The 22,704-nt window shown below is 71.6% G+C and carries 17 protein-coding genes; 9 read left to right on the top strand and 8 right to left on the bottom strand.

Annotated elements, in window-relative coordinates; translation table 11 throughout:
* Positions 1-19: 19 nt before the first annotated feature.
* The gene (locus tag ACP7TJ_RS16500) at positions 20-2,092 is read right to left on the bottom strand and encodes a PhoX family protein (RefSeq protein ID WP_193457828.1); all 2,073 of its coding nucleotides are present in this window, start codon (positions 2,090-2,092) and stop codon (positions 20-22) included.
* A gap of 276 nt (positions 2,093-2,368) precedes the next feature.
* On the opposite strand from ACP7TJ_RS16500, the gene ACP7TJ_RS16495 reads away from it, so the two are divergent.
* From ACP7TJ_RS16495 to ACP7TJ_RS16485, 3 genes are all read left to right on the top strand, one after another.
* Positions 2,369-4,189, top strand: coding sequence for a VWA domain-containing protein (locus ACP7TJ_RS16495; RefSeq protein ID WP_427763642.1), 1,821 nt, complete (start codon positions 2,369-2,371; stop codon positions 4,187-4,189).
* 124 nt (positions 4,190-4,313) lie between these two features.
* The gene (gene metG, locus ACP7TJ_RS16490) at positions 4,314-5,930 is read left to right on the top strand and encodes a methionine--tRNA ligase (RefSeq protein WP_167741325.1); all 1,617 of its coding nucleotides are present in this window, start codon (positions 4,314-4,316) and stop codon (positions 5,928-5,930) included.
* A gap of 126 nt (positions 5,931-6,056) precedes the next feature.
* The gene (locus tag ACP7TJ_RS16485; protein ID WP_093764358.1) at positions 6,057-6,422 is read left to right on the top strand and encodes a PH domain-containing protein; all 366 of its coding nucleotides are present in this window, start codon (positions 6,057-6,059) and stop codon (positions 6,420-6,422) included.
* Between the two features lie 133 nt (positions 6,423-6,555).
* Here the strand turns inward: ACP7TJ_RS16485 and aspS are convergent, their stop codons facing one another.
* On the bottom strand, positions 6,556-8,319 hold the full coding sequence (gene aspS, locus ACP7TJ_RS16480) for an aspartate--tRNA ligase (protein ID WP_367472393.1): 1,764 nt from the start codon (positions 8,317-8,319) through the stop codon (positions 6,556-6,558).
* 156 nt (positions 8,320-8,475) lie between these two features.
* On the opposite strand from aspS, the gene ACP7TJ_RS16475 reads away from it, so the two are divergent.
* Positions 8,476-10,620: a SpoIIE family protein phosphatase gene (locus ACP7TJ_RS16475; protein ID WP_427763639.1), complete on the top strand. Its 2,145-nt coding sequence runs from the start codon at positions 8,476-8,478 to the stop codon at positions 10,618-10,620.
* Between the two features lie 39 nt (positions 10,621-10,659).
* Here the strand turns inward: ACP7TJ_RS16475 and ACP7TJ_RS16470 are convergent, their stop codons facing one another.
* Together ACP7TJ_RS16470 and ACP7TJ_RS16465 are read right to left on the bottom strand one after the other, a co-directional pair.
* A complete protein-coding gene (locus ACP7TJ_RS16470; RefSeq protein ID WP_093764354.1) occupies positions 10,660-11,640 on the bottom strand; it encodes a pirin family protein in 981 nt (326 codons plus the stop codon).
* 118 nt (positions 11,641-11,758) lie between these two features.
* Positions 11,759-12,223, bottom strand: a complete 465-nt coding sequence (locus tag ACP7TJ_RS16465) for an SseB family protein (protein WP_019525905.1) — start codon at positions 12,221-12,223, stop codon at positions 11,759-11,761.
* 163 nt (positions 12,224-12,386) lie between these two features.
* On the opposite strand from ACP7TJ_RS16465, the gene ACP7TJ_RS16460 reads away from it, so the two are divergent.
* The 3 genes from ACP7TJ_RS16460 to ACP7TJ_RS16450 all read left to right on the top strand — a co-directional run bounded on the left by ACP7TJ_RS16460 (position 12,387) and on the right by ACP7TJ_RS16450 (position 15,965).
* Positions 12,387-14,213: an acyl-CoA dehydrogenase gene (locus ACP7TJ_RS16460; protein ID WP_189910095.1), complete on the top strand. Its 1,827-nt coding sequence runs from the start codon at positions 12,387-12,389 to the stop codon at positions 14,211-14,213.
* A 70-nt stretch (positions 14,214-14,283) separates the two neighbouring features.
* On the top strand, positions 14,284-15,582 hold the full coding sequence (locus ACP7TJ_RS16455) for a M18 family aminopeptidase (RefSeq protein ID WP_189910094.1): 1,299 nt from the start codon (positions 14,284-14,286) through the stop codon (positions 15,580-15,582).
* A gap of 125 nt (positions 15,583-15,707) precedes the next feature.
* Positions 15,708-15,965 carry a DUF6458 family protein gene (locus ACP7TJ_RS16450; protein ID WP_093764351.1) on the top strand — a complete coding sequence of 86 codons (258 nt, stop codon included), beginning with the start codon at positions 15,708-15,710 and terminating at the stop codon, positions 15,963-15,965.
* Here ACP7TJ_RS16450 and ACP7TJ_RS16445 read toward each other — a convergent pair.
* Positions 15,941-17,803: an NHL domain-containing thioredoxin family protein gene (locus tag ACP7TJ_RS16445; protein WP_387792290.1), complete on the bottom strand. Its 1,863-nt coding sequence runs from the start codon at positions 17,801-17,803 to the stop codon at positions 15,941-15,943. The two genes, ACP7TJ_RS16450 and ACP7TJ_RS16445, sit on opposite strands and share 25 nt — an antisense overlap.
* Positions 17,804-17,908: 105 nt before the next feature.
* On the opposite strand from ACP7TJ_RS16445, the gene ACP7TJ_RS16440 reads away from it, so the two are divergent.
* The gene (locus tag ACP7TJ_RS16440) at positions 17,909-18,403 is read left to right on the top strand and encodes an LURP-one-related/scramblase family protein (RefSeq protein ID WP_228920974.1); all 495 of its coding nucleotides are present in this window, start codon (positions 17,909-17,911) and stop codon (positions 18,401-18,403) included.
* Between the two features lie 36 nt (positions 18,404-18,439).
* Here ACP7TJ_RS16440 and ACP7TJ_RS16435 read toward each other — a convergent pair whose 3' ends face one another.
* Positions 18,440-19,234: a carbon-nitrogen family hydrolase gene (locus tag ACP7TJ_RS16435; protein ID WP_387792291.1), complete on the bottom strand. Its 795-nt coding sequence runs from the start codon at positions 19,232-19,234 to the stop codon at positions 18,440-18,442.
* A gap of 219 nt (positions 19,235-19,453) precedes the next feature.
* Here ACP7TJ_RS16435 and ACP7TJ_RS16430 point away from each other — a divergent pair, with 219 nt between their 5' ends.
* Entirely contained in the window at positions 19,454-20,278 is an 825-nt protein-coding gene (locus tag ACP7TJ_RS16430; protein ID WP_093764347.1) for a maleylpyruvate isomerase family mycothiol-dependent enzyme, read from the top strand.
* Between the two features lie 388 nt (positions 20,279-20,666).
* Here the strand turns inward: ACP7TJ_RS16430 and ACP7TJ_RS16425 are convergent, their stop codons facing one another.
* Positions 20,667-21,980, bottom strand: a complete 1,314-nt coding sequence (locus ACP7TJ_RS16425; protein ID WP_427763634.1) for an MFS transporter — start codon at positions 21,978-21,980, stop codon at positions 20,667-20,669.
* Positions 21,977-22,633, bottom strand: coding sequence for a GntR family transcriptional regulator (locus ACP7TJ_RS16420; protein WP_370163890.1), 657 nt, complete (start codon positions 22,631-22,633; stop codon positions 21,977-21,979). The genes ACP7TJ_RS16425 and ACP7TJ_RS16420 overlap by 4 nt, the downstream gene beginning before the upstream one ends.
* Between the last annotated feature and the right edge of the window lie 71 nt (positions 22,634-22,704).

Raw genomic sequence — 22,704 nt, 5'->3', positions numbered from 1 at the left:
CGGCGCTGCCGGCCCGGCGTCAGACGCCGATGTCCCGCCCGTCCGCGCGCCACACCGCGACGACCGCGGGACGCACGTACGAGCCGGGCCCGTCCGGCCAGGTGCTGGCGGGCCGCTCCACGGTCGCCCCGTCCACCTCGCCCGGGTGCTGCACGGCGACCAGCACCCGCCGCTCCTGCACCACCGGCCCGCAGGTCTCCGCGCCCGCCGGCACGGTCAGGAACTGCTTCAGCTCACCGCGCCGCTCCCCGCGCGTGGCCACGCCGAAGAGGCCGTCGTGGGAGCCGAGGGCGCTGCCGTCCGTGGAGATCCACAGGTTGCCGTGCGCGTCGAAGGCGACGTTGTCCGGGCAGGAGATCGGGCTGACGGCGTCCTTCGGGAAGCCGGCGAAGTACGTCGCCGGGTCCTCCGGGTCGCCCGCGACGAGGAACAGCGACCAGGCGAAGCGGGTGCTCTCCGGCCGGTTGAAGCGCTCGGTCAGCTCCAGCACGTGGCCGTGCTTGTTGGCGTGGCGCGGATTGGCCTCGTCGGCCTTCGGGTTGGCGTCGACACCGCGCCTGGAGTTGTTGGTGAGCGCGACGTACACCTTGCCGGTGACCGGGTTGGGCTCGATGTCCTCGGGGCGGTCCATCTTCGTGGCGCCCACCTTGTCGCCGGCGAGCCGCGTGAAGACGAAGACCTCCTCGGCGGTCATGCCCTCCACGTGCGAGACGGCGCCGTGCGCGGTGGCGGTGGCCAGCGGGATCCACTCGCCGCTGCCGTCGAACTCGCCGTCCTTCGGCAGCTTCCCCGTGCCGTCGATCTCGATCGCGGGCGAGTCGCCGGTGAGCCTGGCGACGTAGAGCGTGCCCTCGTCGAGCAGCGTGAGGTTGTGCGCGCGGGCCGCGCGGCTGTCGCCGTGCCGCATCCGCTTGCTGCTCACGAACTTGTAGAAGTAGTCGAACCGCTCGTCGTCGCCGGAGTAGACGACCGGCCGCCCGTCGTGCGTCAGCCGCACGGTCGCCGCCTCGTGCTTGAACCGGCCGAGCGCGGTGTGCTTGCGGGGCGTGGAGTCGGGGTCGTACGGGTCGAGTTCGACGACGTAACCGAAGCGGTGCGCCTCGTTCGGCTCCTGGGCGAGGTCGAACCGCTTGTCGAACCGCTCCCACTTGCGCTCGGTCGCCCCGGTGCCGATCCCGTACCGCTTGTCGGTGGCACTGCTGCCGTGGGCGAAGTACTGGTTGAAGTTCTCCTCGCCGTGCAGGGTGGTGCCCCACGGGGTGGTGCCGCCGGAGCAGTTGTTCAGGGTGCCGAGCACGCGGGTGCCGGTCGGGTCGGCGGAGGTCTTCACCAGGTCGGACCCGGCGGCGGGCCCGGTGAGCCGGAACTCGGAGGTGGCGGTGAGCCGCCGGTTGAGGTGATGCCGTCCCACGGCCGTGAGCCTGCCGCTCCGGTGCTCCTCCTCCACGGCGACGACGGCGAGACCGTGCGCGGCCCAGGCGATCTCCACCTGCTCACGGGTCGGGTTCTCCGGGTCGTAGTCCCGGAACATCAGGATCTCGTCGGTGTACTCGTGGTTGGCGACCAGCAACTGCCGGTTCCGCTCGCCCTTCAGGGGCAGCAGCGCGAGGAAGTCGCAGTTGTACCCGAACTGCCCTGCCTGCGCCTTGGCGCTCTGGCGCTCCGGGTCGAAGGCGGGCGCGCCGCGCAGGATGGGCTCGCCCCAGCGGATGACGACGTTCTGCCGGTAGCCCTCCGGCACGGTGACGGCGTCACGGGTGTTGGGCGGGACGGGGGTGAAGCGGAGCCCGCGGGCGCTCTTCTGCGGCCGGGGACGCTTGGCGGAGGCGGCCGCGGCCGCCTCCGCCTGCGGCGCGGCGGCGACACCGGCCGCGCCGGCGCCCGCCGCGGCGACGGTCACGACGGCGGCGGCCCGCATCATCGAACGGCGGCTGAGGGCGCCGGCGACGACGTCGCCGACGTACTCGTTGTCACTGGTGTTGGGCACCTCGTGGAAGCAGGCGTCACCACACCGGAAACGGCAGGTCAGGGCGGACCGGCCGCCGGGGTGCGAACCGGACGGCGTTCCGATCAACGGCAGCAGCTTTCGCACGTGTTCTCTCCTTGGCGTGCCCGTGGTGTCAGCGCGACCGTAGGAGCACACGGGTGCGACGACCGGGCGCGGGAGTGAACGGCGGGTGAACCCGGAGCGGCATCACGGGCGTACGCCGGAGCAGGGGACCGACCCCACACAGGCCTGATCACACCCTTGACAGATACGATCCCGCACACCCCACCCTGCCCAAGATCGCCCCCAAGGGCCGCTAACCTTACGTGTCCGTCCTGGCCAGGGTTTGACGGGCATCAACTCACGCGAAGGGTTGCGCACATGGGCATTCTCACTCTCCTGCGGAACGCGTTCGGCCGGTCACGGAAAGCGAGGTCCGCCGAAGCGGAGGGTGCGGCGCCGGCCGCCGAGGCGACGGAAACGGCCGCTCCGACGACGCCCGACCCGTCCGCCGCCGCGACGGAGACCCCGACGACGACTCCTCCGTCCCCGACGGTCCCGGAACAGCGCGAAAGCGACGAGCACGACCTGGTGAAGTCGGCCTTCGACAAGGTGGCGGTCCCGCGCCCCGCGCGGCCGTCCACGACGGAGGAGCCGCCCGCGGAGGCGAGGAAGACCCCCGCCACCCCGGAGCCGACACCCGAGCCCGCCCTCGCCCCGGAGCCGCAGCCGACGCCCGAGGCGAAGACGGAACCGGAGGCCGACCCGGAGCCCCTGGAGGCCCCCGCGGAGGCCGAGGCGCCGACCAAGGCCGAGGCAGAGCCGAAGACCGCGGAGCCGGAGGCCACGGAGCCGAAGACCGTGCAGCAGGAGGTCACGGAGCCGAAGACCGTGCAGCAGGAGGTCACGGAGCCGAAGACCGTGCAGCCGGAGGTCACGGAGCCGGAGACCGTGCAGCCGGAGGCCACGGCGGCCCCCGCCCCGGAGCCGGCACCCGAAGCGACTCCGGAGCCCGAGGCCGAGGCCAAACCGGAACCGACCCCCGAGCCCGAGCCGGAGGCCGAGGCCAAGCCGGAAGCGACTCCGGAACCGGCGGCGGCTGCCGAACCCGAACCCAAGCCGGAGGCTGCCGCGGAACTTGAGGCGGAAGCCGAAGCGAAGGCCGAGCCGGAGGCGAAGGCGGAACCGGAGCCCGAGCCGAAGGCCGAGGCAGAGGCAGAGGCAGAGGCAGAGGCCGACGCGAAGGCCGAACCGGAGGCCAAGGCGACCGCCGAGCCCAAGACCGAGCCCGAGGCCGAGCCGAAGACCGAGCCGAACGCCGAGGCAGAGGTCGAAGCGAAGGCCGAGCCGGAGGCGAAGGCGGAACCGGAGCCCGCAACTCAGGCGCCGGCCCCGGACCCGGAGCCCACGCCGGAGGCGACCCCCGCAGCCGCCGACGGCGAGCAGGCCCCCCAGGGGCCACCCGCACCCGACGACGAAATCCGCACGGGTGGTGCGGGTGGGAACGAAAAGGCGGCCGAAGGCGAAGCCGAGGCCGAGGCCGAAACCCCCGCCACCCCCGCCTCCGCCCTCTCCAACACCACCCTCACCACCGCGTACAAAGCCGCCGGCACCGTCCTCGACGCACACAACCTCACCGGCGCCCGCGCCAAGGTCCACCTCGTCCTCGACCGCTCCGCCTCCATGCGCCCGTACTACAAGGACGGCTCCGCCCAGGCCCTCGCCGAGCAGACCCTCGCCCTGGCCGCGCACCTGGACACCGAGGCCACGCTCCACGTGACGTTCTTCTCCACCGAGCTGGACGGCACCGGCGAGCTGACCCTCACCGACCACGAGAACAAGATCGACGAGCTGCACGCAGGGCTCGGCCGGATGGGCCGTACCAGCTACCACGCGGCCGTCGAGGCCGTCCTCGAGCAGCACGCCAAGGAGCCCGCCGGCACCCCCGCCCTGGTGATCTTCCAGACGGACGGCGCCCCCGACGCCAAGACCCCGGCCACCAAGGCCCTCACCGACGCCGCGAAGAGCCACCCCGCCGTGTTCTTCTCCTTCGTCGCCTTCGGCGAGCACGACAACAAGGCGTTCGACTACCTCCGCAAGCTCAAGTCGGACAACACGTCCTTCTTCCACGCGGGCCCGGCCCCGCGCGAGCTCACGGACAAGGAGCTGTACGAGGGCGTACTGGCGAACTGGCGCCCGTAGGAACCCCTGCCCTCAGCGACCCCCCGGGGGGTGGACGGAGGAACGGACGGGAACCCCGTCCACCCCCGTCCACCCCCCGAAACGCGTGTGAGTCGATCTCCCCGGGACCAGTAGGATTTCGCCCATGGCGGCCACTGGATCAGAGAAGCAGGGGGCGAAGGCGTACTACGTCACGACCCCCATCTACTACGTCAACGACGCTCCTCACCTGGGCCACGCCTACACGACCGTCGCAGGCGACGTGCTCACCCGCTGGCACCGCCAGCGGGGCGAGAAGGTGTGGTACCTCACCGGCACGGACGAGCACGGTCAGAAGATCATGCGCACGGCCGAGGCGAACGGGGTCACCCCGCAGGCCTGGGCCGACAAGCTCGTCACGGAGGCCTGGCAGCCCCTGTGGGAGCACCTCGACATCGCGAACGACGACTTCATCCGCACCACGCAGAAGCGGCACACCGACCGCGTCCAGGAGTTCGTGCAGGACCTGTACGACAAGGGCGAGATCTACAAGGGCGGCTACGAGGGCCCGTACTGCGTGGGCTGCGAGGAGTACAAGCTCCCCGGCGAGCTGCTCGACGGCGAGGGCGAGTACGCGGGCCAGAAGCTGTGCGCGATCCACAAGAAGCCGGTGGAGATCCTCAGCGAGGAGAACTACTTCTTCAAGCTCAGCGAGTACAGCGAGAAGCTGCTCGCGCACTACGAGGCCAACCCGGGCTTCATCCAGCCCGAGTCCGCGCGCAACGAGGTCGTGAACTTCGTCCGCCAGGGCCTGCAGGACCTCTCCATCTCGCGCTCGACGTTCGACTGGGGCGTCAAGGTCCCGTGGGACGACAAGCACGTGATCTACGTGTGGGTCGACGCGCTGCTGAACTACGCGACGGCGGTCGGCTACAACGAGAACCCCGAGAAGTTCGAGTCGACGTTCCCCGCCGACGTGCACCTGGTGGGCAAGGACATCCTCCGCTTCCACGCGATCATCTGGCCGGCCATGCTGATGGCGCAGGGCCTCCCCCTCCCCGGGAAGGTCGCCGCGAACGGCTGGCTGATGGTCGGCGGCGAGAAGATGAGCAAGTCCAACCTGACCGGCATCAAGCCGCAGGACCTGACCTCGCACTTCGGCGTGGACGCGTACCGCTGGTACTTCCTGCGCGCGATCGCGTTCGGCCAGGACGGCTCCTTCTCCTGGGAGGACTTCTCCGCCCGCTACACCAGCGAGCTGGCGAACGACTACGGCAACCTCGCCTCCCGCGTGGCGGCGATGGTCGGCAAGTACTTCGGCGGCGAGCTGCCGGCCGCGACGGCCGACGGCGATGCGGAGAAGGCGATCCACGACGGCCTGGCGAAGGCGGTCGCGGAGGCGGACCGGAAGATCGGCGAGGAGCTGGACTTCCAGGGCGGCATCCTGGCGGTCTTCGACTTCGTGAAGCAGGTCAACGGCTACATCACCGAGCAGGAGCCCTGGAAGGTCGCGAAGGACGACTCGCCGGAGGGCAAGGCCCGCCTGGCGACGATCCTCTACACGGCGGCGGAGTCGCTGCGCGCCGTGGCCGTCCTCCTCAACCCGGTCATGCCGGAGACCTCCCAGAAGCTCTGGGACTCCCTCGGCGCGGAAGCCGGTCTCGGCGCCCTCGCGGACCAGAAGGTCCAGGAGTCCGCCGCCTGGGGCCTCCTCCCGGCCGGCTCCACGGTCACCAAGGGCGCGGTCCTCTTCCCCCGCCTGGAGGAGAAGCCCACCGCGTAACACGCTCGCCACAGGACGGCCCCGGGAGAGAACATCCCTTCTCCCGGGGCCGTCCGGCTTGCGAAGATCGCGTCAAGGCGGCCGAACGTCCGGCCGCGGACGACCACACGTGGGGGAACACGAACCATGGCACTCTTCGGCAACGCGCACACCGTCGACCCGGCCAAGGCCCAGCAGGACTACGCCCGGCTCCTGGGCCACGGCGAGCAGGTGCACGCGGCGTTCCTCCTGATACGCGACACGATCCTGTTCACGGACCGCCGCCTGATCCTGGTCGACAAGCAGGGCATCACCGGCAAGAAGACCGAGTACCACTCGATCCCGTACCGCAGCATCTCCCACTTCGCCGTGGAGACCGCCGGCCACTTCGACCTCGACGCCGAACTCAAGATCTGGATCTCCGGCTCCCCGGCCCCCATCCAGAAGACCTTCACGAAGGGCGTCGACATCTACGAGGTCCAGGCCATCCTCACCCAGTTCGTCGCCCGCTGACCCGATCGGGGGCTCACGGGCCCGGGAGTGGGCCGATGAGGAGCGCCGACGGGCCCGTCCGGCCAGGAACGGTAACGGAGAGGGGCCCGGAACCGAGACGGTTCCGGGCCCTTCCTCTACGCCTACGCGGCGACTACTTCGGCTGAGGCTTCCGCACCGTCAGGTGCAGTTCCTTCAGCCGTGCCTCCTCCAGCTCCGTCGGGGCGCCCATCATCAGGTCCTGGGCGTTGCCGTTGAGCGGGAAGGCGATGGTCTCGCGGATGTTCGGCTCGTCGGCGAGGAGCATCACGATGCGGTCGACGCCGGGGGCGATGCCGCCGTGCGGCGGGGCGCCGAAGCGGAACGCGCGGAGCATGCCGGCGAACTTCTCCTCGACGGTCTCGCGGTCGTAGCCCGCGATCTCGAACGCCTTGAGCATGATCTCCGGCTCATGGTTCCGGATCGCGCCCGAGGACAGCTCGACGCCGTTGCAGACGATGTCGTACTGCCAGCCCAGGATGTCCAGCGGGTCCTGGGTCTCCAGGGCCTCCAGGCCGCCCTGCGGCATCGAGAAGGGGTTGTGCGAGAAGTCGATCGCGCCGGTCTCCTCGTCCTTCTCGTACATCGGGAAGTCGACGATCCAGCAGAAGCGGAAGACGTTCTCCTCGAAGTGGCCGGCGCGCTTGGCGGCCTCGACCCGCACCGCGCCCATGATCTTCGAGACCTCGTCGAACTCGCCCGCGCCGAAGAACACCGCGTGGCCGGGGGCCAGGGAGAGCCGCTTGGTCAGCTCCGCGACGTTCTCCTCGGTGAGGAACTTCGCGATCGGCCCGGTCAGCGCGCCGTCCTCGCCGACGCGCACCCAGGCCAGGCCCTTCGCGCCCTGGGAGACCGCGTAGTCGCCGAGCTGGTCGAAGAACTTGCGGGGCTGGCCGGAGACGTCCGGCACCGGCAGCGCGCGCACGTGCTTGCCGGCGAACGCCTTGAACTCCGAGCCCTCGAAGATGTCGGTGATGTCGACGAGCTCCAGCTGGGCCCGCAGGTCCGGCTTGTCCGAGCCGTACTTCAGCATCGCCTCGCGGAACGGGATCCGCGGGAACGGCGAGGTGACGTGGCGGCCGTTGCCGAACTCCTCGAACAGCTCGGTCATCAGCTTCTCGATCGGCTGGAAGACGTCCTCCTGCTCGACGAAGCTCATCTCGACGTCGAGCTGGTAGAACTCGCCCGGCGAGCGGTCGGCGCGGGCGTCCTCGTCGCGGAAGCAGGGCGCGATCTGGAAGTAGCGGTCGAAGCCCGAGATCATCAGCAGCTGCTTGAACTGCTGCGGGGCCTGCGGCAGCGCGTAGAACTTGCCGGGGTTCAGGCGGGAGGGGACCACGAAGTCGCGGGCGCCCTCGGGGGAGGTGGCGCTCAGGATCGGCGTCGCCATCTCGTTGAAGCCCATGGCCGTCATCTTGTGGCGCATCGCCGAGATGACCGACGTGCGCAGCAGGATGTTGCGGTGCATGCGCTCGCGGCGCAGGTCGAGGAAGCGGTACTCCAGGCGCCGCTCCTCGTTGACACCGTCCTCGGTGTTGATGGTGAAGGGCAGCGGGGCCGCCTCGCCCAGCACCTCGACCACGGAGACCTCGACCTCGACCTCACCGGTCGGCAGGTCGGGGTTGACGTTCTCCGCACCGCGCGAGACGACCTTGCCGTCGACGCGGACCACGGTCTCCTTGGACAGCTTGTCGAGCGCCTCGTACGCCTCGGTGCCCGGACGGGCCACGAGCTGCGTGATGCCGTAGTGATCGCGCAGATCGATGAAGAGGATGCCGCCCAGGTCGCGCCGATTGTGCAGCCAGCCACTCAGCCGGACGTCGGTGCCGACGTCAGAGGCGCGGAGCTCGCCGCAGGTGTGGGACCTGTACCGATGCATCGTCGTTCATCCAGCCTTCGCGGATCGGGGTCGTTGTTTCACGTGAAACTGCCCCAAGCCTACCGGCCGGCCCAAGATCACTGCCCCGCCCTTTTCCCGGGACCGGGCAAACGACATGGGTGGAAGTTTTCGGGAGCATCTTCATAAAGTGGTGCAATGCGCACTGGTGAGCCCCTGCCCGCCCTGGGGGACGTCCTCGCCGCCCTCGGAACCGGCGTGTGGCACTGGGACACCGCATCCGGAGAGGTCACGGTCGATGCCGTCGCAGCCGGGCTGCTCGGGCTGCCCGCCGAGCCGGCCACCCTCACGGAGGCCCAGGTCCGGGCCCGTTTCCACCCCGTCGACTGGAACGAGATCACCGGGATCGTCCAGCTGGCCGTCGCCGAGAGCACCCTCGCCGAGGTGCGCATCCGGATCATGGACGGCCAGAACAACGTCGTCCGCGTCGTCCGCAGCCGCTCCAAGCCCTCCTTCGAACCCGAACGCAAGGCCTATGTCCTGACCGGGACCCTCCAGGAGGTGACCGAGCCGGCGCCGGGCACACCCGCAGCGCGCAGCGCGGTCACCGGCGACTGGAGGCGCTCCCGTGAGGCGTTCCTGCTGGACGCAGGACGCGCCCTGGCGGAGGCGCGCTCCACCCAGGAGGTGTTGCGGGTCGCCGCCAATCTCTCGATGCCGGGCTTCACCCCGGACGGCCAGGCGGTGTTCGGGGTGGAGGGCGACCGGCTCACGATCATCGGCCACCACGGGCACGAGCCCGGCGCCGACAGCCCCTTCTACATGCCGCTCGACACGGACTACCCGGCCACCGAGGTGGTGCGCACCGGCCGGGCGGTCTACCTCTCCTCTCCGGAGGAGTACAAAGCGCGCTACCCGCTCACCTGGCCGCTCGCGCAGCGCTTCGGCCGCCAGTCCTGGGCCTTCCTGCCGCTGACCGCCTCCGGCCGCACCATGGGCGCCTGGCTGGCCGCCTTCGCCTACCCGGTCGCCTTCACCCCCGACGAGCGTTCCGTGCTGACCACGGTGGCCCGGATGCTCGCGCAGGCGCTGTCCCGCGCGGGCACGGCCGAGACCGAGAAGGAGCTGACCGAGGGCCTCCAGCGGACGATGATGCCGAAGCTCGGTCCGGGCATCCCGGGCATGGACGTCACCGCCCGCTACGTCCCGACCGGCGGAGGACTCCAGGTCGGCGGCGACTGGTACGACGTGATCCCGCTGCCCGGGGGCGCCTCCGGGACGACGTCCGGGGGAGGGCGGTTCGCGCTGGTCATCGGCGACGTGCAGGGCCACGACGTGCGGGCGGCGGGGCTGATGGGCCAGCTGCGGATAGCGCTGCGGGCGTACGCCTCGGAGGGACACCGGCCGGACGCCGTGCTGTCCCGCGCCTCCCGCTTCCTGCACGGCATCGGCGAGGACCCGGCCGAGCTGCGCTTCGCGACGTGTCTGTACGCCGAGGTCGACCCGGCGACGGGGGTGCTGGAGGTGGCCCGCGCCGGGCATCCCGAGCCGGTGATCCGGATGGCCGACGGGACGGTGCTGACCCGGCCGACGGAGGGCGGGCTGCCGCTGGGCATCGACCCGGACGCCGACTACCCGACCACCCGGCTGATCCTGGAGCCCGGCGAGACCCTGCTGATCTGCACGGACGGGCTGATCGAGACCGGCGGGCACGATCTGGACACCGGCTGGCAGCGGCTGCGGGAGATCCTGGAGCGGCACCGCGGCACCCAGGAGGAGCTGGCCGACGCGCTGGTGCAGGCGGTGCACGGCCCCTCCTCGCACCACACCACCGGCCCGCTGGCCGACCGCCGCGAGGACGACATAGCACTGCTGCTGCTCACCCGGCAGGGCGCCACCTGCGGCTGCGGCGCGGAGGACACGGCGCCGCCTCCGGTGCGCCGCACGGCGCTCACGGTGGCACAGGCCGCGTCGGAGCGGGTGTCCGTCGCCCGGCAGCAGCTGCGGGAGCTGCTGCACGACTGGGCCTCGCCGGACCAGGTGGACTCGGCGGTGCTGCTGCTGTCGGAGGTGCTGACCAACGTGCTGGTGCACACCGACTCGGACGCGCTGCTGCTGGCCGAGGTCACGGACGGCGGCGACGGCCGCCGCATCCGGGTCGAGGTCACCGACTCCGGCGACGACCTCCCGCACCTGCGCCGCCCGGGCGAGCTGGCCTCCTCCGGCCGCGGCCTGCTGCTGATCGAACTCCTCGCCCACACCTGGGGCGTCGCCCCCCGCGGCCGCGGCAAGAGCATCTGGTTCGAGCTCTACGAACAGAGGAACGGCGACGGCCCCGGCTGACCGGGGCCGTCGCCGCGACGCCCTGCGCGGGACGAGGACTCAGTCCTGGTCCGGGCCCTTCTCCGTCATGCCGTGCACGGCGGGGACGGTGCCGAGGCGGCCCTTCTGGAAGTCCTCGAAGGCCTGCATCAGCTCGTCCTTGGTGTTCATCACGAACGGCCCGTAGTGCGCCATCGGCTCACGGATGGGCCGGCCGCCGAGCAGGACGATCTCCAGGTCCGGAGTGTGCGAGTCCTGCTTCTCGTCCGCGCGGACGGTCAGCGAGCCGCCGGCGCCGAACACCGCGGTCTGGCCGAGGTGGACCGGACGCCGCTCGGCGCCCACCGCGCCGCGCCCGGCCATGACGTACGCCAGGCCGTTGAAGTCCTCCCGCCAGGGCAGGGTGACCTCCGCGCCCGGGGCGAGCGTGGCGTGGATCATCGTGATCGGCGTGTGCGTGATGCCCGGGCCCTCGTGGCCGTCCAGCTCGCCGGCGATGACACGGAGCAGCGCGCCGCCGTCCGGCGAGGTGAGCAGCTGGACGCTGCCGCTGCGGATGTCCTGGTAGCGGGGCGCCATCATCTTGTCCTTGGCGGGGAGGTTCACCCACAGCTGGAGGCCGTGGAACAGCCCGCCGGACATCACCAGGTGCTCCGGCGGCGCCTCGATGTGGAGCAGGCCGGAGCCGGCCGTCATCCACTGGGTGTCGCCGTTGGTGATGGTGCCGCCACCGCCGTTGGAGTCCTGGTGGTCGAAGATCCCGTCGATGATGTAGGTGACGGTCTCGAAGCCGCGGTGGGGGTGCCAGGGGGTGCCCTTGGGCTCGCCCGGCGCGTACTCCACCTCACCCATCTGGTCCATCATGATGAACGGGTCGAGATGGCGGTAGTTGATCCCCGCGAACGCCCGGCGCACCGGGAAGCCCTCGCCCTCGAAACCGCTGGGAGCGGTCGTGACGGCCAGCACGGGGCGTGCCACGGCGTCGGCGGGAGCGGTCACACGGGGCAGCGTCAACGGGTTCTCGACGGTCACTGCAGGCATCGGTACCTCCTCGGGTACGCCCACTTTAGTTGAGCGTTGAACTTCCTGCCACCTGGAACCGACAAAGCCCGGAGGGAAATTCCCTCCGGGCTCCGTTCGGCGGTCACAGGGTCCGGCGTCAGCCGTACATGCGGCGCATCGCGAACTCGACCATCTGCTCCACGGCCTTGGCGTCGAACACCATCCGGTGCTCGCCCTCCATGTCCAGCACGAAGCCGTAGCCCGTGGGCAGCAGGTCGATCACCTCGGCGCCGGTGATCACGAAGTACTTGGACTCCTTGCCGGCATAGCGCCGCAGCTCCTTGAGCGAGGTGAACATCGGGATCACGGGCTGCTGGGTGTTGTGCAGGGCGAGGAAGCCGGGGTTGTCACCGCGCGGGCAGTAGACCTTGGACGTCGCGAAGATCTGCTGGAAGTCCTCCGCCGCCATCTGGCCCGTGGTGAACGCACGCACGGCGTCGGCGAGCGACGGCGCGGACGGTTCGGGATACGCCGGCGCCTGCTGCCCGTACCCGCCCGGCATCTGCTGCTGCGGCGGCACGTAACCCTGCTGGGTCCCCGCACTCTGGTCGTAGCCGTACATGGCGCACAGACTACTGACCCCGCGCGAGGGCTGGGTCACAGATGTCCGGATCGGGGTTGCTTCTTATTACCGACGGGTAGCATCATCGGAGCTACTTGTCGGTACGTGAATCAGTCGCGAGGAACCAGTCCCTCGCCGATCCCTCTCAAACGGAGCCGTCGCCATGGGGCACTACAAGTCGAATCTCCGCGACATCGAGTTCAACCTCTTCGAGGTACTCGGGCGCGACAAGCTGTACGGCACGGGCCCGTTCGAGGAGATGGACGTCGACACCGCGAAGAGCATCCTGGAGGAGCTGGCCCGCCTCTCCGAGAACGAGCTCGCGGAGTCCTTCGCCGACGCCGACCGCAACCCGCCGGTCTTCGACCCGGAGACCAACACCGCGCCGGTCCCCGCGTCCTTCAAGAAGAGCTACCAGGCCTTCATGGACTCCGAGTACTGGCGGCTCGGCCTGCCCGAGGAGATCGGCGGCACCACCGCGCCCCGCTCCCTCATCTGGGCCTACGCCGAGCTGATCCTGGGCGCCAACCCGGCCGTGTGGATGTACTCCTCGGGCCCCGCCTTCGCGGGCATCCTCTTCGAGGAGGGCAACGAGGTCCAGAAGCACATCGCGAAGATCGCCACGGAGAAGCAGTGGGGCTCCACGATGGTGCTCACCGAGCCGGACGCCGGCTCGGACGTCGGCGCCGGCCGCACCAAGGCCGTGCAGCAGGAGGACGGCTCCTGGCACATCGAGGGCGTGAAGCGCTTCATCACGTCCGGTGAGCACGACATGTCGGAGAACATCCTTCACTACGTGCTCGCCCGCCCCGAGGGCGCAGGACCCGGCACCAAGGGCCTGTCCCTCTTCCTCGTCCCGAAGTACCTCTTCGACTTCGAGACCGGCGAGCTGGGCGAGCGCAACGGCGTGTACGCCACGAACGTCGAGCACAAGATGGGCCTCAAGGCCTCCAACACCTGCGAGATGACGTTCGGCGACAAGCACCCCGCCAAGGGCTGGCTGATCGGCGACAAGCACGACGGCATCCGCCAGATGTTCCGCATCATCGAGTTCGCCCGCATGATGGTCGGCACGAAGGCGATCTCCACGCTGTCCACGGGCTACCTGAACGCGCTGGAGTACGCCAAGGAGCGCGTCCAGGGCCCCGACCTGGCGAACTTCATGGACAAGACCGCCCCCAAGGTCACCATCACCCACCACCCCGACGTGCGCCGCTCGCTCATGACGCAGAAGGCGTACGCGGAGGGCATGCGCGCCCTGGTGATGTACACCGCGTCGGTCCAGGACGCCATCCAGCTCAAGGAGGCGAACGGCGAGGACGCCTCCACCGAGCACGCGATGAACGACCTGCTCCTGCCGATCGTCAAGGGCTACGGCTCCGAGAAGGCCTACGAGCAGCTCGCCCAGTCGCTCCAGACCTTCGGCGGCTCCGGCTTCCTCCAGGAGTACCCGATCGAGCAGTACATCCGGGACGCCAAGATCGACACCCTCTACGAGGGCACCACCGCGATCCAGGGCCAGGACTTCTTCTTCCGGAAGATCGTCCGCAACCAGGGCGCCGCGCTGAACTCGCTGGCCGAGGACATCAAGAAGTTCCTCGCGGTCGGCGAGGGCGGCGAGGAGCTGGCGGGCGCCCGCGAGCACCTGGCCAAGGCCGCCGTCGAGCTGGAGGCCATCGTCGGCCTGATGCTCACCGACCTCGCGGCCACCGAGAAGGACGTCAAGAACATCTACAAGGTGGGCCTGAACACCACCCGCCTGCTGATGGCCTCCGGTGACGTCGTCGTCGGCTACCTGCTGCTCAAGCACGCCGCGATCGCCGCCGAGAAGCTCCCGACGGCCTCCGCCAGGGACAAGGCGTTCTACACCGGCAAGATCGCGGCGGCGAAGTTCTTCGCGGCCAACGTCCTGCCGGGCGTCACCCTGGCCCGCAAGGTCGCCGAGGGCGTCGAGCTGGACCTGATGGAACTGGACGAGGCGGCGTTCTAGTCGCTTCCCGCCCCGCGAGGGCCCGCTCCCGCACAGGGAAGCGGGCCCTCGCGCTCGTTAAGGTGAACCCATGAGCGAACCCCCCCGCTTCGACCGCGGCCACACCGACGACCTGATGTCCTTCCTCGCGGCGAGCCCCACGCCGTACCACGCCGTGGCGAACGCCGCCGAGCGGCTGGAGAAGGCGGGCTTCAGGCAGGTCGCGGAGACGGACGCCTGGGACGGCACGGCAGGCGGCAAGTACCTGCTGCGCGGCGGCGCGATCGTCGCCTGGTACGTCCCCGAAGGGGCCGAGGCGCACACGCCGTTCCGGATCGTCGGCGCGCACACCGACTCCCCGAATCTGCGCGTCAAGCCGCGGCCCGACAGCGGGGCGCACGGCTGGCGCCAGGTGGCCGTGGAGATCTACGGCGGGCCGCTGCTCAACTCCTGGCTCGACCGCGACCTCGGCCTGGCCGGGCGGCTGTCCCTGCGCGACGGCACGACCCGTCTGGTCGACGTGGACCGGCCGCTGCTGCGGGTCCCCCAGCTCGCCATCCACCTGGACCGCGCGGTGAACTCCGACGGCCTCAAGCTCGACAAGCAGCGGCACATGCAGCCGGTGTGGGGCCTGGGCGAGGACGTTCGCGACGGCGACCTCATCGCCTTCCTGGAGGAGACCGCGGGGCTGCCGGACGGCTCGGTCACCGGCTGGGACCTGATGGTGCACCCCGTCGAGCCGCCCGCCTACCTGGGCCGCGACCGCGAGCTGGTGGCGGGCCCGCGCATGGACAACCTGCTGTCCGTGCACGCCGGCACGGCCGCGCTCGCCGCCGCGGCCGGACGCGGCTCCGGACTGCCGTCCATCCCCGTGCTCGCCGCCTTCGACCACGAGGAGAACGGCTCCCAGTCCGACACCGGCGCGGACGGCCCGCTGCTCGGCACCGTCCTGGAGCGCTCCGTGCACGCGCGCGGCGGCTCCCTGGAGGACCGGGCGCGCGCCCTCGCCGGGACCGTCTGCCTGTCCTCCGACACCGGCCACGCCGTGCACCCCAACTACGCGGAGCGGCACGACCCGACGCACCACCCGCGCGTCGACGGCGGCCCCATCCTCAAGGTCAACGTCAACAACCGCTACGCCACGGACGGTTCGGGGCGCGCGGTGTTCGCGGCGGCCTGCGAGAAGGCCGGGGTGCCCTTCCAGACGTTCGTCTCCAACAACGCGATGCCGTGCGGCACCACGATCGGCCCGATCACCGCGGCCCGCCACGGCATCCGCACGGTCGACATCGGCGTGGCCATCCTGTCGATGCACAGCGTCCGCGAACTCTGCGGCGCCAAGGACCCGTTCCTGCTGGCGAACGCGCTGACGGCGTTCCTGGAAGGCTAGTTCGGACGGCGGAAGCCGCCGACGCCCTGAGCGGCGGCCAACTCCCGTGCGCGCTCCGGCGCATGGGAGCCGTCCCTCCGGGTACCCGGGTCGCACCGGAAACACCGGACAGGGAGGCGACACTCATGGGCCTCGGCGGATGCATCATCCTCATCGCCGTGGGAGCAATCCTCACGTTCGCGACCGACTGGGACATGCAGGGTGTCAACCTTGACCTGGTCGGCGTCATCTTCATGATCGTCGGACTGATCGGCGTCGCGACCTTCAGCAGCATCGCCCGGCGGCGGCGGGTCGTGGTACCCCCCGCCACTCCGGTGATCGACGACCCGGCACGTCCGCACCACCACACCCGCGACGGCTACAGCGACGGGTACGGCGCCTGACCGGGCGCCCGCCCCGCGCCGTCCGCACCGGACAGCTCCACCACCAGCCGGTCCGCGCCTCCCACGAGGGGACGCACGGGCAGCCGCCACTCACGGCGGTGCACATGGCAGGCCGGATGGAGCACCTCAGGACCGGCGTCGCACGCGGCCGCCGTCGCCACGACATGCAGCACCCCCTGCCCCACGGCGGGGTCGGTCTCGAGGGCGCGGGAGAGGTCACTCCCCGCGCCCTCTCCGCTGCGCAGAAGCGCGGGCGGTGAGGCGGACACCAGCAGGCGGGTCGCGGGGCCGTCCCGCGTGTCGAGCTTCTGTCCGGGCGGGGGTGTGAAGACCACGTCCAGGTGCACGGGGCCGATGGCGATCCCGGTCACGGACCGCTCCGTGTCCGTCCGCGGGCCCAGCACCTCCGCGGGGAGCCGCAGCCGGGTCAGCCGGTGCCGCGCCGACTCCACCACCACGACGTCCTCGCCGACGGCCACGGCGCCGCTGGGCTCGCGCAGATCGCCGGCCAGGGTGGTCACCTCGCCGGTGGCCGGGTCGTAGCGGCGCAGGGCGTGGTTGTAGGTGTCGCAGACGGCCAGGGAGCCGTCGGGCAGCGCGCTCACCCCGAGCGGGTGCTGGAGCAGCGCCCCGTCCGCGGGCCCGTCCCGGTACCCGAAGGCGAACAGTCCCGCGCCGACCGCGGTGCGCACCTCCCCGTCCGGACCCAGCAGGCGCAGAGCGGAGCTCTCCGAGTCGGCCACCCACAGCCCCTCCGCCGTCACCGCGAGCCCCGAGGGCTGCGCGAACAGGGCCTCCTTGGCCGGTCCGTCGACCAGTTGCTCCCCGCCGGTCCCCGCCTCGCGGGCGACCGTGCCGGCGGCGGGGTCGCAGGACCAGAGCTGGTGGATGCCGGCCATGGCGATCCACACCCTGTCCCGCCACCAGATGACGTCCCAGGGGGAGGAGAGGTTCACCTCCCGGGCCGGGCCGTCCGTCGCGTCCCCGCGGCGCCAGGGGGAGCCGGTGCCGGCGAGCGTGGTGACCTCGCCGGTCCCGGGGTCGAGGCGCCTCAGGGCGTGGTTGACGGTGTCGGCGACGACCACCGCGCCGTCCGGGAGCAGGGCGAGCCCCTGCGGCTCCTGGAAGCGGGCCCGGCCGGACGGGCCGTCCACCAGTCCGCGCTCGCCGTCGCCGAACCGCCTGAGGACCGTCTCCGCGTCCTCTGCCAGCTCCACCACCTGGTGCCGGGTGGTGTCCGTGACCAGGAACGTCCCCGACGGCAGCCGCAGCACCTTGCCGGGGAACCGCAGCACCGTCGGCTCCGGCTCCGGCGGCGCGTAGGGGAGGTCGCCGCGCCGGAGGGTGCCCTTCGCCGCGTGCTCGGCCTCCAGCTCGGTCACCAGCCGCTCGATCTCGGGCACGTGCCCCTCCCCGGAGTACGTCGCCACGACGTACCCCTCGGGGTCGACGACCACCAGCGTCGGCCAGGCCCGCACCGCGTACTGCGTCCACGTCGTCAGCTCGGGGTCGTCCAGGACGGGGTGCGCGACCGCGTACCGCTCCACGGCGTCCGCCACCGCCGCGTGCTCCGCCTCGTGCGGGAACTTCGGCGAGTGCACGCCGATGACCACGAGGGTGTCCCGGTGCCGCTCCTCCAGCTCCCGCAGCTCGTCGACGACGTGCAGGCAGTTCACGCAGCAGAACGTCCAGAAGTCGAGCAGGACCACGCGTCCGCGCAGGCCGGCGAGGGTGTACGCGGCGCCGCCCGTGTTCAGCCAGCCGCCCTTGCCCGCGAGCTCGGGCGCCCGCACGCGTGCGGAGCGGCGGACGGGGGGAGCGGAGGCGGCGTCGTCCATACGTCCAGCGTGCCACCGGGGAGCGCCGCGCGGCGGGTGGGGCGGACTCCGCCCGTCGGCCTAGTGACGGCGTCGGACCGGGCGGGGCGGGGAACCCCTCGGCGCATGAGATTTCTCGTACGGGACCGGATCCTCGGCATCGGGGACGACTACTGGATCGAGGACGACCGCGGCAACAAGGTCTTCCTCGTCGACGGCAAGGCGATGCGGCTGCGGGACACCTTCGAGCTGAAGGACACCGAGGGGCGCGTGCTCATCGACATCCGCAAGAAGATGCTCGCGCTGCGGGACACCATGGTGATCGAGCGGGGCGGCGAGCCGCTCGCGACGGTGCGGCGCAAGCGGCTGTCGCTGCTGCGCAACCACTTCCGGGTGTCCCTGGCGGACGGCAGCACCGAGCTGGACGTCAGCGGGCGGATCCTCGACCGCGAGTTCGCCGTCGAGTACGACGGCGAACTCCTCGCGGTGATCTCCCGCCGCTGGCACACCCTCCGCGACAGCTACGGCGTCGACGTCGTGCGCGACGACGCCGACCCGGCGCTGCTGATCGCGGTGGCGGTGTGCGTGATCCATCTGGCGGAGAAGGAGCGGGAGGAGTAGCCCCCGGGTCCGTAGGGCCGGCGCGGGCCCGCCCGGTCAGCGGCGGGGGCGGTCCAGGCCCAGGACGCGGTCCATGAGCGCCGGGAAGCGGTCCCGGGTGCCCGCCACCGACGCCGGGTCGAAGTCGACCGTGAGGACCTCCTCGCCGGGACCCGCCTCGGCGAGGACCTCGCCCCACGGGTCCACCACGACCGAGTGGCCCGCCTGCGGAACTCCCGCGTGCGTCCCGGCCGTTCCGCACGCGAGGACGAACGCCTGGTTCTCCACGGCGCGCGCCCGCGCCAGCAGCGTCCAGTGGCCGCGGCGCCGTTCGGGCCAGCCCGCCGGGACGACGAAAGTCTCCGCGCCGGCGTCGACCAGACCGCGGAAGAGCTCGGGGAAGCGCAGGTCGTAACAGGTCGCCACGCCCACGACGGTGTCCGGCAGACGGACCGTCACCAGCTCCTCGCCCGCCCCCATCAGCACGGCCTCGCCCTTGTCGAAGCCGAAGCGGTGGATCTTCCGGTAGGACGCGGCGAGTTCTCCGGAGGGGGTGAAGACCAGGGAGGTGTTGTAGAGGGTGCCGTCGGGGTCCCGCTCCGGGACGGACCCCGCGTGCAGCCAGACGCCGGCCTCGCTCGCCGCCTTGGCCATCGCCTCGTAGGTCGGTCCCTCCAGCGGTTCCGCCTCGGTGCCGAACCCCTCGTAGGCGAAGGCGCCCGTGGTCCACAGCTCGGGGAGGACGACGAGGTCCGCACCGGCCTGATCGCGTACCAGGGCGGCCACCCGGCGCCGACGCGATTCGACCGGTTCGTCCTCGTTCACGGCGACTTGCAGCAAGGAAGCGCGCACACTACCACCGTCCTGGCATTCGACCCGCGTCCACGGGCCTACGATCGTCACACGAAAGCACTGCCGGGGTGCCTGTCAGCAGCGTAACTTGGGGGTCCCGCCGGTTCGAGCGAAGCCGAGAACCGGGGGATGCCCGAGACACCCGCGCAGTGCAGCCATCACCCACTGGCACCGCCGCCACAACCTGCCCGTGTACCGACCGCCGAGGGGTCCCGTTCCGTGAGTCTGCATCCCGCCCTCCAGCCCTACGCCGACGCCTGGTCCCACTCCATCGAGGCGATATCCGAGCTGGTGCAGCCGCTGCCGGAGGCCGACTGGAACCGGCGTACGCCCTGCCCGGGCTGGTCGGTCCGTGACGTGGTCTCGCACGTCATCGGCCTCGACTCGGAGATGTACGGCGACCCCCGGCCGATCCACACGCTGCCGCGCGACCTGTTCCACGTCACCAACGACCACCAGCGGTACATGGAGATGCAGGTCGACGTGCGCCGCCACCACACGGCGCCGGAGATGACCTCCGAGCTGGAACTGATGATCATCCGGCGCAACCGCCAGCTGCGGAACGAGTCCCGCGACCCGGGCACCAAGGTGCGCGGGCCGCTGGGCACCGAGCTGACCCTGGAGGAGTCGATGCGCCGGCACGCCTTCGCCGTGTGGGCGCACGAGCAGGACCTGCGCACGGCCCTCGGCCGCCCCGGAAACCTCGACTCCCCCGGCGCCCATGTCGCCCGCGACGTCCTGCTCGACGAACTGCCGCGCGTCGTCGCCGACCTGGCGCAGGCGCCGCGCAGCTCCGCGGTGGTCGTCGACGTGCACGGCCCGGTGGAGTTCCTGCGCACGGTCCGCGTCGACATCCAGGGCCGCGGCACGCTGGAAACCGCCCCGGCCCTCGGCCCGGCCGCCGCCCTCACCCTCGACTGGGAGACCTACGTCCGCCTGGCCTGCGGCCGCGTGACGCCGGAGGCGGTCACGGACCGGGTGAAGACGGAGGGCGACCAGGACCTGGCCGCGGCGATCCTGCGCCACTTCGCGGTGACGCCCTGACCAGGGGCACGACCCCTCACCCCGTCCGGCCCGCGGCCCTCGCAGCCCGCGGGCGGTCGTGCCGCTGAGACGGCACGGACGGGCGCGGGCGGTACCCCGGCGGCACCGAGTCGTGTGCGACGCCGTACGGCCACCCGGACGCCGGGTGCCGGTTGTACGTGGCCGCTCGCGCGGTTTCCCGCGCCCCCGAGGCGACTCGGACAGCGGGTGGTCGTGCCGCCGGGGCGGCGGCTGTGGGGGCGCGGGCGGCACCCGGCACGCGCTCAGCGCCCGGACGCACCCGCCACGCGGAACGCCGGGGTGCCGGTGAACGGCTCACGGGCCGCGGCCCAAGGCGGCAGGGCACCTCCGCGAACCGTCCCGTCCGGCCCGGCGGCCCTCCGGGCCGTCAGGCCGGGACGTGGACCGTCGAGACCCTGCTGGCGACCAGTCGTTCCCGTTCGCGGCGGGCCGCGCGGCGGCGGAGGCGGAGGATCTGGGTGACGCCCAGCGCCTGGAGGACGAAGACCGCCGAGAAGGCGACCGTGTAGTCGTCGCCGGTGGCGTCCAGCAGCACGCCGATCGCGAAGAGGGTCGTCATGGAGGCGACGAAGCCGCCCATGTTGGTGATGCCGGAGGCGGTGCCCTGCCGCTCCGGCGGGTTGGCCGGGCGGGCGAAGTCGAAGCCGATCATCGACGCCGGGCCGCAGGCCCCCAGCACCGCGCACAGCACGACCAGCAGCCACATCGGCGCCCTGTCCCCCGGCCAGGCCAGCGTCACGGCCCACAGCAGGGCCGTCGCGCCCACCGTGCCGAGCGCCAGCGGCAGCCGCGCCCCGTGGTGCCGGGCGACGACCTGGCCGTAGACGAGACCGACGGCCATGTTGGCCAGCACCACCAGGGTGAGCAGCTCACCGGCCACCGCGCGGGACAGCCCCTGCGCCTGCACCAGGAACGGCATGCCCCACAGCAGCAGGAACACCATCGCCGGGAACTGCGTGGTGAAGTGCACCCACAGTCCCAGCCGGGTCCCCGGTTCCCGCCAGGACCGGGCGATCTGCCGGCGGACGTAGGCGGCGCCCTGATGGGAGGCCGGCTTCGGCTCGTGGCCCTCGGGGTGGTCCTTGAGGAACAGCAGCACCAGGACGAGGACCACGACACCCGCGAGCGAGCTGCCCGCGAACGCCGGCGTCCAGCCGATGCCGTGCAGCAGCCGGGCCAGGACCAGCGTGGAGACGAGGTTGCCGGCCATGCCGATCAGTCCGGCCATCTGCCCGACCAGCGGCCCGCGCCGCGCGGGGAACCACCGCGAGCCCAGCCGCAGCACGCTGATGAAGGTCATCGCGTCGCCGCAGCCGAGCAGCGCGCGGGCGGCGAGCGCCATGCCGTACGACGGGGAGAGGGCGAAGCCGAGCTGTCCGAGGGTGAACAGCACCGCGCCCAGGCTCAGCACCTTCTTGGTGCCGAGCCGGTCCACCAGCAGGCCGACGGGTATCTGCATGCCCGCGTAGACCAGCAGCTGGAGGATGGAGAACGTCGAGAGGGCGGAGGCGCCCACGTCGAAGCGGTCGGCCGCGTCGAGACCCGCCACGCCCAGGGACGTGCGGAAGATGACGGCGACGAAGTAGACGGAGACGCCGATCCCCCAGACGGCGAGCGCGCGCCGCCCCCCGGGAGGGTCGCCGGGCAGCGTGCAGGCGCCGCGCATGGTGGTGCCGCTCATCGCACCTCTCCCCGGGCGAGGTGGGAGAACCAGCCGACGTGCCGGTGGACGACCTCCACGGCCGCGTCGGCGTCCCCGGAGCGCAGGGCGCGGAGGATCTCCTCGTGCTCGGCGAGGGTCTTGGCGATGCGGTCGGGATGGGAGTGCATCACGGCCTGGCCCATGCGCAGCTGACGGTCGCGCAGCTGGTCGTAGAGGCGGGAGAGGATCTCGTTGCCGCCGCTGCGGACGATCTCGGCGTGGAAGCACCGGTCCGTGACGGAGGCCGCGGCGAAGTCGCCGGCGGCCGCCTCCTCCTTCTGGCGCGCGAGCAGCTCCTCCAGGCGCGCGATGAGACCGGGGGGCGCGGGCACGGCCTTGCGCGCCGCGTGCTCCTCGACGAGCAGCCGCGTCTCCACCACGTCGGCGATCTCCTGCGCGGAGACCGGCAGCACGAGCGCGCCCTTCTTCGGGTAGAGCTTGATCAGCCCCTCCGCCTCGAGCCGCAGCAGGGCCTCGCGCACGGGCGTGCGGGAGACGCCCACGGCCTCGGCCAGCTCGCCCTCCGTGAGCAGCGTCCCGCCCTCGTACGTGCGCTCCAGGACGCCCTGCTTGACGTGGGCGTAGACGCGGTCGGCTGCGGGGGGACGCTTCGCGGGGGCGGACACACTCATGCGGACAGCATAGATACAACACGTACGCATGGAGGGGCGCGTCCACGATGCGGAACGGCGCACGCCGGAAA

The sequence above is a fragment of the Streptomyces sp. DSM 41931 genome, assembly GCF_050271085.1.
Lineage (GTDB): Bacteria > Actinomycetota > Actinomycetes > Streptomycetales > Streptomycetaceae > Streptomyces > Streptomyces albogriseolus.
This window is presented reverse-complemented; position numbering and strand designations above follow the sequence as displayed.

Coding starts and splice junctions, on each gene's coding strand:
- ACP7TJ_RS16495 (WP_427763642.1), top strand. CDS start 2,369: ATGGGCATTCTCACTCTCCTGCGGAACGCGTTCGGCCGGTCACGGAAA.
- metG (WP_167741325.1), top strand. CDS start 4,314: ATGGCGGCCACTGGATCAGAGAAGCAGGGGGCGAAGGCGTACTACGTC.
- ACP7TJ_RS16485 (WP_093764358.1), top strand. CDS start 6,057: ATGGCACTCTTCGGCAACGCGCACACCGTCGACCCGGCCAAGGCCCAG.
- aspS (WP_367472393.1), bottom strand. CDS start 8,319: ATGCATCGGTACAGGTCCCACACCTGCGGCGAGCTCCGCGCCTCTGAC.
- ACP7TJ_RS16475 (WP_427763639.1), top strand. CDS start 8,476: ATGCGCACTGGTGAGCCCCTGCCCGCCCTGGGGGACGTCCTCGCCGCC.
- ACP7TJ_RS16470 (WP_093764354.1), bottom strand. CDS start 11,640: ATGCCTGCAGTGACCGTCGAGAACCCGTTGACGCTGCCCCGTGTGACC.
- ACP7TJ_RS16465 (WP_019525905.1), bottom strand. CDS start 12,223: ATGTACGGCTACGACCAGAGTGCGGGGACCCAGCAGGGTTACGTGCCG.
- ACP7TJ_RS16460 (WP_189910095.1), top strand. CDS start 12,387: ATGGGGCACTACAAGTCGAATCTCCGCGACATCGAGTTCAACCTCTTC.
- ACP7TJ_RS16455 (WP_189910094.1), top strand. CDS start 14,284: ATGAGCGAACCCCCCCGCTTCGACCGCGGCCACACCGACGACCTGATG.
- ACP7TJ_RS16450 (WP_093764351.1), top strand. CDS start 15,708: ATGGGCCTCGGCGGATGCATCATCCTCATCGCCGTGGGAGCAATCCTC.
- ACP7TJ_RS16445 (WP_387792290.1), bottom strand. CDS start 17,803: ATGGACGACGCCGCCTCCGCTCCCCCCGTCCGCCGCTCCGCACGCGTG.
- ACP7TJ_RS16440 (WP_228920974.1), top strand. CDS start 17,909: ATGAGATTTCTCGTACGGGACCGGATCCTCGGCATCGGGGACGACTAC.
- ACP7TJ_RS16425 (WP_427763634.1), bottom strand. CDS start 21,980: ATGAGCGGCACCACCATGCGCGGCGCCTGCACGCTGCCCGGCGACCCT.
- ACP7TJ_RS16420 (WP_370163890.1), bottom strand. CDS start 22,633: ATGAGTGTGTCCGCCCCCGCGAAGCGTCCCCCCGCAGCCGACCGCGTC.